The organism is Streptomyces sp. NPDC006733 (assembly GCF_040636125.1).
Lineage (GTDB): Bacteria > Actinomycetota > Actinomycetes > Streptomycetales > Streptomycetaceae > Actinacidiphila.
The window spans coordinates 112,092-125,361 of the sequence record NZ_JBEYJD010000012.1 but is presented as its reverse complement, the minus strand read 5'-3'; the positions used below and the strand labels follow the sequence as shown (position 1 = coordinate 125,361).

Annotated in this window: 11 protein-coding genes and 1 pseudogene; 8 read left to right on the top strand and 4 right to left on the bottom strand. The window is 73.7% G+C overall.

Going from position 1 to position 13,270, the window contains the following annotated elements; translation table 11 throughout:
- Positions 1-35: 35 nt before the first annotated feature.
- The gene (locus ABZ721_RS13485) at positions 36-2,315 is read right to left on the bottom strand and encodes a hypothetical protein (RefSeq protein ID WP_358788752.1); all 2,280 of its coding nucleotides are present in this window, start codon (positions 2,313-2,315) and stop codon (positions 36-38) included.
- A 247-nt stretch (positions 2,316-2,562) separates the two neighbouring features.
- Between ABZ721_RS13485 and mqnC the strand changes: the two genes are divergently transcribed.
- Together mqnC and ABZ721_RS13475 are read left to right on the top strand one after the other, a co-directional pair.
- Positions 2,563-3,750, top strand: coding sequence for a cyclic dehypoxanthinyl futalosine synthase (gene mqnC / locus ABZ721_RS13480; protein WP_358788751.1), 1,188 nt, complete (start codon positions 2,563-2,565; stop codon positions 3,748-3,750).
- Positions 3,751-4,173 (top strand): hypothetical protein, encoded by a 423-nt coding sequence (locus ABZ721_RS13475; RefSeq protein ID WP_358788750.1) that lies wholly within the window; start codon positions 3,751-3,753, stop codon positions 4,171-4,173.
- Positions 4,174-4,214: 41 nt separating this feature from the next.
- Here ABZ721_RS13475 and ABZ721_RS13470 read toward each other — a convergent pair.
- The 3 genes and pseudogenes from ABZ721_RS13470 to ABZ721_RS13460 form a co-directional block, all read right to left on the bottom strand.
- Positions 4,215-4,439: pseudogene (locus ABZ721_RS13470) on the bottom strand (helix-turn-helix transcriptional regulator); the annotation flags it as partial.
- 72 nt (positions 4,440-4,511) lie between these two features.
- A complete protein-coding gene (locus ABZ721_RS13465) occupies positions 4,512-5,492 on the bottom strand; it encodes a hypothetical protein (protein WP_358788749.1) in 981 nt (326 codons plus the stop codon).
- Positions 5,493-5,582: 90 nt separating this feature from the next.
- Positions 5,583-5,987 carry a peptidase inhibitor family I36 protein gene (locus ABZ721_RS13460; protein WP_358788748.1) on the bottom strand — a complete coding sequence of 135 codons (405 nt, stop codon included), beginning with the start codon at positions 5,985-5,987 and terminating at the stop codon, positions 5,583-5,585.
- A gap of 135 nt (positions 5,988-6,122) precedes the next feature.
- Between ABZ721_RS13460 and ABZ721_RS13455 the strand changes: the two genes are divergently transcribed.
- The 6 genes from ABZ721_RS13455 to ABZ721_RS13430 all read left to right on the top strand — a co-directional run bounded on the left by ABZ721_RS13455 (position 6,123) and on the right by ABZ721_RS13430 (position 13,225).
- On the top strand, positions 6,123-6,500 hold the full coding sequence (locus ABZ721_RS13455) for a hypothetical protein (RefSeq protein WP_358788747.1): 378 nt from the start codon (positions 6,123-6,125) through the stop codon (positions 6,498-6,500).
- Positions 6,493-8,085, top strand: a complete 1,593-nt coding sequence (locus ABZ721_RS13450; RefSeq protein ID WP_358788746.1) for a peptidoglycan-binding protein — start codon at positions 6,493-6,495, stop codon at positions 8,083-8,085. The genes ABZ721_RS13455 and ABZ721_RS13450 overlap by 8 nt, the downstream gene beginning before the upstream one ends.
- Positions 8,075-8,806, top strand: a complete 732-nt coding sequence (locus tag ABZ721_RS13445; RefSeq protein WP_358788745.1) for an ABC transporter ATP-binding protein — start codon at positions 8,075-8,077, stop codon at positions 8,804-8,806. Before ABZ721_RS13450 ends, ABZ721_RS13445 begins: the two co-directional genes overlap by 11 nt.
- A 110-nt stretch (positions 8,807-8,916) precedes the next feature.
- Positions 8,917-10,107, top strand: a complete 1,191-nt coding sequence (locus ABZ721_RS13440) for an ABC transporter permease (RefSeq protein ID WP_358788804.1) — start codon at positions 8,917-8,919, stop codon at positions 10,105-10,107.
- A 102-nt stretch (positions 10,108-10,209) separates the two neighbouring features.
- Positions 10,210-10,923 (top strand): demethylmenaquinone methyltransferase, encoded by a 714-nt coding sequence (locus ABZ721_RS13435; RefSeq protein WP_358788744.1) that lies wholly within the window; start codon positions 10,210-10,212, stop codon positions 10,921-10,923.
- A gap of 130 nt (positions 10,924-11,053) precedes the next feature.
- Positions 11,054-13,225 (top strand): zinc ribbon domain-containing protein, encoded by a 2,172-nt coding sequence (locus tag ABZ721_RS13430; protein ID WP_358788743.1) that lies wholly within the window; start codon positions 11,054-11,056, stop codon positions 13,223-13,225.
- Positions 13,226-13,270: the final 45 nt, after the last annotated feature.

Sequence of the window (13,270 nt, the reverse complement as noted above, 5' to 3'; positions counted from 1 at the left end):
GTCGTGGGGTCGGGAAGGGCTCGGAGGGAGAGGAGTCACTTGCATTCCCAGACGCTGCTGTTGTTGCGCGAGTCCAGGTAGATGTCGGCGACGTAGCCGTTTCCGGAGCCGGACGAGATCTTGGCCCAGACGTCGCTGGTGACCTTGTCGTACGGGTGGTACTCGGAGCTGCCCGTCGTACGGCAGTGCACGGTCACCGGGCCCTGGTAGTTGGGCGAGAACTGTCCGGCCCGACCGCCGCTCTTGGTGCTCGGCTCGGTGCGGATCGCCAGCGGATCCGGGTCGTCGTCGTTGTGCGTGATGTTCATCGTCACGTCCGGCGGCGTCAGGTCGATCGTGCCGTTGGTGGCGCTGCCCGAGCCCGCCGCGTTGCTGGTGCTCACCGAGACGTCGTACTGGCCGCCGTTGTCGAGGCCGGTGATCGTGCGGCTGGTGCTCTGGGTCGTCGCGCTGCCGCCGGTCCACGTCACCTTGTACGTGACCCCGGACGCGCCGCCCGAGGGCGCCTTCCAGCTGACCTTCGCGCCGTGCCCGCCGCCGCTGTTGGTGATCTTCAGGCTCTGCGGGGCGCCGGGCGCGACGCAGGGGCGGACCGGGGCCGAGGCCTTCGACTCCTTGCTCGCCGCCCCGGCCGCGTACTCCGCGACCACGGTGTAGCTGAACTCGGTGTCGCAGGAGCCGCCGTCGACCTGGAACGTGAAGGGCCCGTTCGGACCGACCTGGGACGGCGTCGCCGTCTGGCCGCCGCTCAGCCCCTTGAGCACGTAGCGCTGCGGGGTGAGGCCGGAGGCCGGCTGGAACGTCAGCGTGATGGAGCCGTCGCCGGACTGGGCCTGCGGGGTGCCGGGCGTCTGCGGCTCGGGGCAGCCGGCCTCCCAGTTGATGGCGCAGTTCTTCGTCGGGGTGGTCGGCGGTGCCTGCGTCGGCGGCGGCGTGGTCGCCGGGGCGTGCGTGGGCGGCCGGGTATTGCCGCCGCCCGTGCCCTTGTCCGGCCGGGTCGGCTGCTGGGCCCGGTGGGTCGGCCGGGAGGACGGGACGTTGTCCTCGACCGGTTTGTCGTTCTTCTTCCGGGCCGTCGGCACCTTGTCCGTGTACTTGCCGATGGTGTGGACGTCGCCGCCCGCGTTGATGACGGCGGCGGAGCTGTTGTTCTGGTCGTTGACCCACAGCAGGCCGTTGCGGACGAAGAGCTCCAGGTTGCCGGGCTTCCTCGTCACGTTCACCGAGTCCTGGAACGCCGAGGACGCGGTGTCGTAGACGAGCAGGCTGCCGGTGGTCCCGTCCGGGATGTAGACCTTCTTGCCCAGCACCTGCGGCGCGCCCAGCGCGTGCCCCTGGATCGGGACCCTCGCGTTGATGGACTGGCCGCTCGTGACGTCCACGAGCGCGAGCGCGCCGCTGTCGGCGGCCAGGATCGGCACCATCGGGCTGTCGGTCGCGGCGGGCACCAGGATCTTCGCCGGGGCGGAGTCGGCGATCCCGCCCTGGAGGTTGAAGGTCTGCCGGGTGCCCGCGACGGTCAGCACCTTGGTGACGGCGTCCGTGCGGTCGGTGACGACCGGGCGGCCCTGCGCCAGGGTGAGGACCAGGTCGTGGTCCGGGGCGGCGACCTTGACCTCGGCGCTCCTGGCCCCGTTCACGAACGGGACGACGGTGCCCTTGCCGGGCTGCGGCACCCAGAGCGTGCCCTGCGAGTCGACGGTCGCGGTGCCGAGCCCCGGGCCCAGCTGGACCTTCTCGCCGGTCGGGGTCGTCAGCGCCGGGTCGATCCGCTGGACGGTGCCCTTCGCGGCGTCCACGACGTAGGCGTACGTGCCGCCGGAGACGAGCTGCAGCCCGCTGGTGCCGTAGTTCGTCGACTGCTCCGCGGTGAGCTGCGAGGGGTCGATCCGGACGACCTTGCCGGTCTTGCGGTCCAGGACGAGGACGGTCCTGCCGTCCTGGGCGATCGTCACCGAGTGCCCGTTCATGCCCGGCAGCTTGACCTTGCCGTCCACGTCGCCCGTCAGCCCGTTGGCGTGCGAGGCCTCGCCCGAGCCGCTGCTGTTCAGCCAGGCGCCGATGTCCGCGAGCCGCGGGATCGTGCCCGCGGCGCCGACGCCCAGCGCGATGGAGCTGGCGATGAGGGCGCCGACCGCGCCGATCGCGAGGTAGCCGGTGCTGCGGTTGCGGGTCGGGCGCAGCGTCGCCCACAGGGCGGTGGCGGCGGAGCCCGCGTGCTGTCTGAGCTGCGCCCCGCGGCCCGGCGCCGCGGCGATGGTCTCTTCGCTGAGCCTGCGCGGGCGCAGTCCCCTCGTCGATCCGGCCCCCGACATATCCAACCCCGTCCCGCACCACAAGCCGTCGTCACCGTGTATTTGTCCTGAGACTGCAGATTATCCGGCGCGCGAGGGCGATGTCAGGGGCGCACGGCACCCCGTGACAAGGGTGTGACGGTAGGCGCGAACGGGTGTTCCCGCGGTCGTCGGCCGGCGGCCCCGCCCGGCCCGCCCAGGGGAGTGTCCGCGGCCTGGCGTACGCTGAGCTGGTCCGTCTTGTACCCCTTCGGAAGGGACAGCCCCGGTGAGCGACTACGCAGCCGTCCTCGATCGCGCCGCCGCCGGCGGCCGCATCACCCCGGAGGAGGCGCTGGACCTGTATCGCTCCGCCCCGCTGCACGCCCTCGGCGCCGCCGCCGACGCGGCCCGCCGGCTGCGCTACGCGGGTACCGAGCACATCGCGACGTACATCATCGAGCGGAACATCAACTACACGAACTCGTGCGTGACGGCGTGCAAGTTCTGCGCGTTCTACGCCGCCCCGCAGAGCGACAAGGTCTGGACGCGGGACATCGCGGACATCCTGCGCCGCTGCGCGGAGACCGTCGAGCTGGGCGGCACCCAGATCATGTTCCAGGGCGGCCACCACCCGGACTACGGCGTCGAGTACTACGAGGAGCACTTCGCCGCGATCAAGAAGGCGTACCCGCAGCTGGTCATCCACTCGCTGGGCGCGTCCGAGATCGAGCACATGTCCCGCATCTCCGGGGTGACGGCGGAGGAGGCGATCCGCCGGATCCACGCCGCGGGCCTCGACTCCTTCGCGGGCGCGGGCGCCGAGCTGCTCCCGGCCCGGCCGCGCACCGCCATCGCGCCGCTCAAGGAGTCGGGCGAGCGCTGGCTGGAGATCATGGAGATCGCGCACAACCTGGGCGTCGAGTCGACGTCCACGATGCTGATGGGCACCGGCGAGACGAACGCCGAGCGCATCGAGCACCTGCGCATGATCCGTGACGTACAGGACCGGACGGGCGGGTTCCGCGCCTTCATCCCGTACACGTACCAGCCGGAGAACAACAAGCTGAAGGGCCGCACGCAGGCCACGATCTTCGAGTACCTGCGGCTGATCGCGGTCGCCCGGCTCTTCCTGGACAACGTCGCCCACATCCAGGGCTCCTGGCTGACGGTCGGCAAGGAGGTCGGCCAGCTCTCCCTGCACTACGGGGCGGACGACCTCGGCTCGATCATGCTGGAGGAGAACGTGGTCTCCTCGGCCGGCGCCAAGCACCGCTCGAACCGGATGGAGATCATCCAGCTGATCCGTTCGGCGGGCCGCGTCCCGGCGCAGCGCGCGACCACCTACGAGCACCTGGTGGTGCACGAGGACCCGGCGGACGACCCGGTCAACGACCACGCGGTCTCGCACCTGTCGTCGACGGCGATCGAGGGCGGCACGGCACACCCCGAGCTGAAGCTGCTCGCAGCCAACTGAATGCTCACGATCCACAGCGGGGACGGTGGCACCGGACGGGCGGTCGCCGTCTCCGGCGACCGGATCACGGCGGTCGGCACCGCCGATGAGCTACGCGCGCTGTTCCCGCACGCGAGGGTGCGGGAATGGCGCGGCACGCTGGGCCCCGCGCTGGTGCACACGGGCCCGGTGCCGGACGCGCCGAGTCCGCGGGAGCGGATTCACGCCCTCTTGCGGCTCGGGGTGACGGCGGTCGTGGACGGGTACCTGACGGACCCCGCCCTGCGGGCCGCCGCAGCCCGCGGCGGCCTGACCAGGGTGCCCGCCGGATCCGTGCCGCCCGCGCTCGCGGCCGGCGGCCGGGCGGACCTGGCGGTGTTCGACGAAGCCGGCGGCTGCGTGGCGACGGTGGTCGGCGGCCGGCTCGTGCACCGGCGCGCGTGACCGCCGCGGGCGTGGTGCACCAGCGCGATCAGGCTCAGTTGCAGCCGTGACACCCCGCCGAGCTTGAAGCGCAGGCTCGCGACGTGCAGCTTCACCGTGCGTTCCGTGATGCCGAGTTCGGCGGCGAGCTCCCGGTTCGAGGCCCCGTCCCGCAGGCTCAGCAGCACCTCGTGCTCGCGACTCGTCAGGCTCGGGATCAGCCGCAGCCCGGCCAGGACCGCGCTGCCGTACGGGTGGGGATCGTCTCGCGGTCCGGTCCCGCACACTTCGCACACCAGGCAGAGCAGATGCACGGATTTCCCCCCGGAAGCGTGGACTTGAGCACACGGAAGGCTATATCAGCCCACCAGTGAGTCGGCCAGCCGCATGCGCGCCTGCTGCTGGTCCTTGAAGGTCTTCAGCAGTTCGGCGTTCTTCTCGATCAGCACCTTCTGGTACGCGGACTCGACGGCGAACCAGACGCCGACCAGGTTGACCTGCCGCTTGCACGCGACATCGGCGTTGGCGACGGTGACCGCCTGCGGGCCCGACAGGTCCGTCAGCCGCAGCGCCGTCGGCACGCCCATCGGCGACGGGACGCGGTAGCCGTGCCCGGACATGCACGCCGACCACTGCCCGATCGCCCGCACCACCCGCGAGTCCTGGCGCGAGCGCTCGTTGGCCTCGGCGTTGAGGTTCTGCGGGAACGCGATGTCGACGGCGGCGGCGTCGGGCGAGTAGAGCCGCAGGCCCGACTCGCCGGTACAGCCCGCGACGGGGATCTTGACGCCGTTGACGACGCGGGTGTTCTTCTCCGACGTCCTGGCCTTCTCCGCCTCCTCCTGGTTGCCCGGCAGGGACTTGGGGTCCAGGTCGGGCGGCCCGTCGAGGACCAGCGACTCGTTGCTGCCCCGCGCCGGGCGCGGGGCGCGGGCCGGGGTCTGCCGCGGCGGGTCGCCGTAGCCGTAACGGGCGGCCAGGGCCGGGCTGGACAGCCCGTAGCGGCGGCCGTTCTCGCCGTAGACGTCCGTGGCCGCGGGCGCCTCCGGCGCGGTGTAGCGGAAGCCGTAGCGCCGCATGCACTGGTCGATCAGGACGTTCTGCGCCTTCTGCAACTCCTGCCGCTGCTCGACCGGCACGAGGTAGTCGTCCAGGGGGAACGTCAGCCCGTTGCTGTCGAGCAGCGTGGCGGGGGTGCCGACGGGCGGCTCCGCGCGGTCCTTGGACTTCCCGCCCTCGGACGCCGCGCCGGAGGCGGATCCGCAGCCCGTCAGGCCCGTCAGGAGGACGGCGAGCAGGGCGAGGCAGGCGGCGGGGGCGGCGGCGCGGCGGCTGGGCATCGGCGGACTCCGGGGACGGCGGGGGCGCGGGACGCGCGGGACGCGCGGGACGCGGGACGTGCGGGACGGCGGGGCTCAGCCCGGGTCGCGTCAGCCCGGGTTGGCGGAGGAGATCTTGTTCTTGAAGTTGGTGCTGGCGTTGCTCCACGTGTACGCCGGGATCCAGCCGTGCACGCCGGAGCGGTACGCGTCGGTCCAGACGCTCCAGGTCTGCGCGTCCCGGTTCCAGTACGACTCGGTGTTGTCGTTGGGCGAGATGCTGGTGTTGGCCGCGTACCGGTCGCCGGCGAAGTTGTTGCCCGCGTAGTAGAGGTCGAACAGCAGGTTGGTGCGGTTCTGGGCGTAGTAAAGGCCCAGTTCACCGGATTCGAGGTTGCCGTCCTTGCCCAGGGCGTCGGCGGGCCCCGCGCAGACGAGCGAGGCGGTGCCGAGCGCGGCCAGGGCCAGGGTCGTGGACAGCGCCCGGCGGAGAGCGGTGCGGTTGACGTGCGTCATGCGGCGTTCCTCCCATGCGTGGTGCGTGCGGTGGCCGCGGCGGCGGCGCACTATGCGAACAGAGGTAATCGCGTTGTCTCTACTGTCCTTTGGGACAGTAGAGCGAATGTTCGACCACGGCTACGCTGATCGATCGTGCCCAGCGCAGAGCGGACCCCGTTCCGCACCCTCCGCCACCCGGTCCCGCTGCTCCTGCCCGCGCTGCTGGCGGTGGCGCTCGGCGTCGGCGGGTGCTCCACGGGCTCCGGGAGCTCGGGCGACGACCACAGGTCGGGCAAGAGCGGCACGACGACGAGCGATCCCGTCCCCCCGGCTTTCCTGGCCGCGCTGCGGCAGGAGACGAAGTGCATGCGGGAGCACGGGATCACCGACTACCCGGACCCCAGCCCGGCCAACGGCGAGTTCACCTACCCCGCCGCGCTGGGCGCCCGGCTGAAGCAGGACCCGGCCACCGCCGCCATCTGGCACACCTGCCAGGTGAAGTCCGGCGGCGACGGGATCCAGGGTGGCTGACACGCCCGCACCGCTGCCCGCCCGGCGGCGCGTCTGGGTGATCGCCGTCGCGGTGGGCGCGCTGGCGGTGTCCGGCTCGGCCGCCGGGGCGTCCCTCGTCATCAAGTCGCCCGGCCAGGCCGCCGCGGAGCGCGCGGCACCCGCCCCGGACCTGCTTACCGCGCCCGTGGAGCGCCGGGTGCTCAAGGACTCGGTGATCCTGCGCGGCACGGTACGCGCCGGGCAGTCGGTGGACGTCTCGCCCTCCGTCACGCCCGGGGAGGGCACCGGCACGCCGGTCGTGACGAAGCTGCTGACCGCGCCGCGCGCCACGGTGACCGACGGCAAGGTGCTGCTGGAGGTGTCCGGGCGGCCGGTGTTCGCGCTGCGCGGCGCGCTGCCGGTGTACCGGGACCTCAAGCCGGGCGCGACCGGCGGTGACGTCGCCCAGCTGCAACGCTCGCTCGGGGAGCTGGGCCACCGGTCGGGCGACGACCCGGCCGGGACCTTCGGGCCCGGGACGAAGGCGGCGCTGGCGGGGTTCTACGCGTCGATCGGCTACGACCCGCTGCCGGCCCACGCGGACGGCGGCGCGGCGCTGAAGGCGGCGCGGGACGCGGTGACCGGCGCCGAACGCGCCCTCCAGGACGCGCAGGACGCCCAGGACGAGCTGGAGGCGGCGAACGAGCCGCTCCTGTCGCCGACCGGGAAGCCCGGCAGCGGCGGTCGGCCGACCGGCAGCCCGTCGGCCGGGAAGCCCGCCACGGGCAAGGCCGCCAAGCGGGCCGTGCAGCGGGCCCGGGAGGACCTGAGCAGCGCGCGGGCGGACCTCGCCGCGGTCCTCGCCACCGACGGGCCGATGCTGCCGGCGGGCGAAGTGGTCTACCTGGACGGCTTTCCGGCCCGGGTGGACTCCGTCCCCGCGCACGTGGGGTCGAAGGTGTCGGGATCCGCGGTCATGACCGTGTCGGCCGGGGCGCTGGTGGTGCGGGGCACGCTGCAGGAGTACCAGAAGGGTCTGGTCCGGCCGGGGCAGCGGGTCCAGATCCTGTCGGAGGTCAGCGGGGTGACCGCGACGGCGACCGTGCTCTCGGTCGGGACGGCCGTCGACGGCGGGCAGCCGGCGGGAGCCGCGTCGCAGGACCAGCAGGACCAGAACCAGGTGCAGCCGGACCAGCAGGGGCAGCAGGGGCAGAGCCAGGACCAGCAGGCGCAGGATCTGGGCGCGACGCCGGGGCAGCGCGGGTACCCGATGGTGGTCCGTCCCGACCGGCCGCTCGATCCGCAACTCGCGGGGCAGGACGTCCGGCTGACCGTCGAGGCCGCCTCCACCGACGGGGAGGCGCTCGTCGTCCCCGTCACCGCGATCTCGGCGGGCGCGGACGGCCGCACGGTCGTCACGGTCGTCGCCAAGGGGGGCGCGCAGCGCCGGGTGGAGGTCCGGCCGGGCACCACGGGGGACGGGTTCGTGGAGGTCGTCCCGGTGGGGAGCGGTGTGCTCGCGGAGGGCGACCGGGTCGTGACCGGGGTCAAGGACGCCTCCGCCAGGGGCACGTCCAAGGAGACTCCCGGGAACGCCCCCGAGGACGCCTCCAGTGGAAGCTGAGGATCTCCCCGCCCCCGTTCCCCCGGCCCCCGTCCTCCCGGTTCCCCCGGTCATCGAGCTGCGGCGGGCGGGGCTCAGCTATCCGGGGCCGCCGCCGGTCGACGCGCTCACCGGCTGCGACCTGACCGTCGGGGCGGGCGAGTTCGTCACCGTCGTCGGCCCCTCCGGCTCGGGCAAGTCCACCTTCCTCAACATCGTGGGCCTGCTCGACGTGCCCACCTCCGGCAGCTACCTGCTCGACGGCATCGACACCGGCGCGCTCAGGGACGCCGACCGCACCGCGCTGCGCGGCCGACGCATCGGGTTCGTCTTCCAGTCGTTCCACCTCCTGCCCTACCGCACCGCCGTGGAGAACGTCCGGCTCGCCCTGCTGTACAGCGCCGTGCCGCGCGCCGAGTCGTACGAGCGGGCACGCGAGGCGCTGGCCAGGGTGGGCCTGGACCACCGGCTGGACGCCGTGCCGACCCGGCTCTCCGGCGGCGAGCAGCAGCGGGTGGCCATCGCGCGGGCCCTGGTCTCCCGGCCGTTGCTGCTGCTGTGCGACGAGCCGACCGGCAACCTCGACACCGCCACGGCGGGCGCGATCCTGGGCCTGCTCGACGCGCTGCACGCCGACGGCATGACGATCGTCGTCATCACCCACGACCCGCTGGTGGCCGCCCGCGGCGCACGCACCCTCGCGATCCGCGACGGCGTGCTGACCGAACGGGCGCCGGTGTGAGGTTCCGGCTCAGGGCGGGGCCGCGGGGGCGGCGGGGGAGGCCGGAGCGGCAGGGGACGCCGGGGCGGCGGGGGACCGGGCGGCGCCCCGTCGAGCCGTCCGTCCTCCCGCTGCGCGAGCTGCTCTCCGAGTCGCTCGCCGGGATGCTGCAGCGCCCCGGCCGCTCCGCGCTCACCGCGCTCGGCACGGTCCTCGGCGTCGGCACGTTCGTGGCGATCCTCGGACTGACGGCCACCACGTCCTCGCAGATCGACGCCCGGTTCGACGTGCTCACCGCGACCGAGGTGACGATCGAGGACGTCAGCCTCCAGCAGAACGCGTTCGCGGGACCGGCCTTCCCGGCCGACGCCGACGACCGGATCGGCCGGCTCGGCGGCGTGGAGCACGCGGGGGTCTACTGGCCGGTGCACCCGGTCGGCGACGCCACCGTCCGCTCCTCACCGGTCGGCGCCGACTCCGGCGGCGCGGAGATCGGCATCGTCGCCGCGTCCCCCGGCGCGCTGCGCGCGGCGGACCCGCACCTCGCGCAGGGCAGGCTCTACGACGACTACCTGTCGCGCGGCGCGCAGCCGGTCGTCGTCATCGGCTCGGGGACCGCGGCCCGCCTCGGCATCACCACGCTGGAGACGTTCCCGGCCGTCTTCATCGGCGAGCAGCCGTTCACGGTGGTCGGGATCATCGACGACGCCCGCCGGAAGGCGGACTTCCTGCTGTCCGTGATCGTGCCGCGCACCACCGCGGAGCGGGTCTGGGGCCCGCCGAAGGGCGGCGACGCCCGGATGCTGGTCGCCACCCGGATCGGCGCGGCGGCGCAGATCGCCCACGAGGCACCGACCGCGCTGCGCCCGGACCACCCCGAGTACCTGAAGGCCGTCCCGCCGCCCGACCCGCGCACGCTGCGCGGCGGCGTCACCGGCGACCTCAACCAGCTCTTCCTGCTCCTCGCGGCGATCTGCCTGGTCATCGGGGCCGTCGGTATCGCCAACACCACGCTGGTCGCCGTCCTGGAACGCACCGGCGAGATCGGGCTGCGCCGCGCCCTGGGCGCGCGGGGCCGGCACATCACCGCCCAGTTCCTGGCGGAGTCCGGCGCGCTGGGGGCGCTGGGCGGGCTGGTGGGCACCAGCCTCGGCGGCCTCACGGTCGTGGTCGTCGCCGTCGTGCGGGACTGGACGCCGGTCGTCCACCCGGCGACGATCGCCGCCGCTCCGGTGATCGGCCTGCTCACGGGCCTGCTCGCCGGCCTCTACCCGGCCCTGCGGGCCTCGCGGATCCAGCCCGCGGAGGCCCTGCGCCGCTGACGTGCGCCGCTGACGTGCGCCGCTGACGTGCGGCGGCCCCGCGACCGGCCGCTGCGGGTGGCCCCTGCGGGGCGCGCCCGGCGCGGGGTGGAGAATGGGCGCGTGACCCGAGCCTCCCTGGAAAAGCAGCCGCACGAAGTCGCCGCGATGTTCGACGACGTAGCCGCCAAGTACGACCTGACCAACGACGTGCTGTCGCTCGGCCAGGCCCGGCTGTGGCGCAAGGCCGTCGCGCAGGCCCTCGACGTCCGGGCCGGCGAGCGCGTGCTCGACCTCGGTGCCGGTACCGGCACCTCCTCGCTGCCCTTCGTCGCGGCGGGCGCCCAGGTCGTCCCGTGCGACTTCTCCGTCGGCATGCTGCGCGAGGGCAAGAAGCGCCACCCGTCCCTGCCGCTCACGGCGGGCGACGCGACCCGGCTGCCGTTCGCCGACGGCGTCTTCGACGCGGTCACCATCTCCTTCGCGCTGCGCAACGTGCACGACACGGAGGCCGCGCTGCGCGAGATGCTGCGCGTCACCAAGCCCGGCGGGCGCGTCGTGATCTGCGAGTTCAGCAGCCCGACGTTCAAGCCCTTCCGCACCGTCTACACCGAGTACCTGATGCGCGCCCTGCCGCCGGTCGCGACCGCGGTGAGCAGCAACCCGGACGCGTACGTCTACCTCGCCGAGTCCATCCGCGCCTGGCCCGACCAGGCGGCGCTCGCCGCCCTGATGCAGGGCGCCGGCTGGTCCAAGGTCGCCTGGCGCAACCTGACCGGTGGCGTGGTCGCGCTGCACCGGGCGGCGAAGGACGGTCAGGCGAAGAACGGTCAATAGCCGCGCAGTTGGGAGCGCGGTGACAATAAACTCCGGGGTCTGAACGAGGACGGCGGTTTCCGACGGCCGTTTCCCGACGGCTGTTCCCACGGCCGTCACCGACACCCGTTCCCGACCTCCGGAGTGCCCCATGCCGTTCTGCCCCGCCTGCGGCAACGCGTCGGCGGACGACGCGCGTTTCTGCATGAAGTGCGGCCGTGAGCTGGGAACGCCCCCGATACCGGCGCAGCCCCCGGCCGCCGAGGGGCAGGAGCCGCCGCAGAGCGGCCAGGTGCCGCGGGACGGTCAGGCGCCGCCGGTTCCGGGGCCGCCGCCTCCGCCGACCGCCCCGCCCACGTACGGCGGGCCGCCCTACGGTCCGCCCGCGTCCGGGCCGCCGGTCTACGCCCCGCCCGCCTACGCGCCACCGCCGTACGCCCCGTCCCCGTCTCCGTCCCAGCCGCTGTCTCCGTACGCCGGGACCCCGTACGCCCCGGTGCCGCAGGCGCCCTCGCCCGCGGCCCTGTTCCTGCGCCGCACCGTCTCCGGCGACTGGACGGGGCCGCTGAAGACTGCGCTGTGGCCGAGCGCGGTGCTGCTGCTGTTCGCGGCGGTGCTGGCGACGCAGTCCAACCGGCAGCTGGACGCGGCCGACGTCGGTTACGGCACCCGGCTGCGCTGCTACCTCGCCATGGTCCTCCAGGGCGTCGGCGGGGTCCTCGGCGTCAAGCTCTCCTCGAACAGCGACAGTTCGTCCTACGACGACTACGACTCCTCGACCGCCGGCCCCCTCCTGCGCTCGACGACGCAGGACTCCGTCACCCTGTCGGTCGTGCCGCTCGTGGTCACCGTCCTGTGGGCGCTCGCCCTCGTCCTGGCCCTGCGCCACCTGCGCCGCACCCAGACGGGCGCGGAGGCGGCGATCCGGGTCGCGGTGGTCTGCACGGTCGCCGCACTGATCCTGGCGCTCGTCGCGCAGCCGGACTACACGGTGCCGGCGGGAGACGGGGGCCACATCGAGGTCTCGTCGGGCCCGTTCACCGTGCTCCTGTGGACCTTCGTGCTCAGCCTGCTGGTGGGCCTGTTCGTGCTGTGCCGCGACCGGTGGGCAGGACCGGCGGCCACCAGCCCGGGGCTGGCCGCCGCGGCCCGCGCCCTGCGGGCCGCGCTGCTGGCGCTCGGCCTCGGCGTGGCCCTGTGCGCCGCCGTCGTCCTGATCGTCCTGGCGGACCACTCCGACGAGATGAACAGCGGGACGTGGACGGGCGTCTCGCTGCTCGTCGTGAACGGCGGCGTCTCGGCGCTGGGCCTCGCCTGGGGGGTGCCGATCGAGGCGACGCGCTCGGGATCGAGCTACGAGACCCAGCGGTTCGGCCTGACCGACCTGGAGAAGTTCAACAACAGCTGGGCCGTTCCCGGGGCCGTCGCCGCGGGCGTGGTCTGCGCCCTGATCCTCGGCGTCGTGGCCGTCCGCCGCTGTGCCGACCGGCGCGAGCAGTGGCTGGCCGCGGGCTTCTACGCGGGGCTCTTCGTCCTGCTGATCGCGCTCGGCGGCGTGGAGGGCGACTACTCGGAGGGCAGCAGGTCGGCGACCGTGGGAGCCGCCTCCCTCGTTCCCGAGGCGCTGCTGTTCGGCCTGCTGTGGTCCTTCGGCGGGGTCCTGGCGGTGACGTTCTTCTTCCGGGTGCGCCAGGGAGGACAGGGCGGCCGGCCGCCGGGCTACGGGCAGCAGGGCTACGCGCAGCCGGGCTACCCGCAGCAGGGGTACGGACAGCCGGTGCCCGTGCAGGCACAGGACCAGCCGTTCCAGGGCCCGCACCAGGTTCCGCCGCAGCAGCCCCCGCAGGCCATGCAGCAGCCCCCGCGGTCCGTCGAGCCGATGCAGCCGTACGAAGGGCGGCCGCACGACGCACCACAGGCCGGCGGGTTCGGCGAGCCGGAACTCCTGCTGAACCTCGGCACCCCGTCGGACAAGCCGCCCCGCGCGCCCCGCAGCCGACTGTTCGTGGTCGGGCTGATCATGCTCGGCGCCTTCGCGATCGGCGGCGCGGCCGCCGCGGGCGTGATCCTCTACAACCGCGGCGACGACAATCCGGCCGATCCCGGCTCCTCGACGTCCTCGCCCGCCGTCCCCGGCGACGAGGAGAGCCCGTCGGAGAGCCCGTCGGACAGCGCGAGCCCGTCCGACGGGTCGAGCCCGTCGGACACGTCCACCGACACCCCGTCCGACACCTCCACGGGCACCTCCACCGACAGCTCGACCGGCGATCCGTACAGCAGCCCGTCGGAGACTCCGGTAGGTCTCCCGAGCGGCTCCGTCTGAGGCACACCGAGAGCCGCCGCTCGCGCTCGGGCGGCGGCCTCATAG

Coding starts and splice junctions, on each gene's coding strand:
- ABZ721_RS13465 (WP_358788749.1), bottom strand. CDS start 5,492: ATGCCCAGCCGCCGCGCCGCCGCCCCCGCCGCCTGCCTCGCCCTGCTC.
- ABZ721_RS13475 (WP_358788750.1), top strand. CDS start 3,751: ATGCTCACGATCCACAGCGGGGACGGTGGCACCGGACGGGCGGTCGCC.
- ABZ721_RS13460 (WP_358788748.1), bottom strand. CDS start 5,987: ATGACGCACGTCAACCGCACCGCTCTCCGCCGGGCGCTGTCCACGACC.
- ABZ721_RS13430 (WP_358788743.1), top strand. CDS start 11,054: ATGCCGTTCTGCCCCGCCTGCGGCAACGCGTCGGCGGACGACGCGCGT.
- ABZ721_RS13485 (WP_358788752.1), bottom strand. CDS start 2,315: ATGTCGGGGGCCGGATCGACGAGGGGACTGCGCCCGCGCAGGCTCAGC.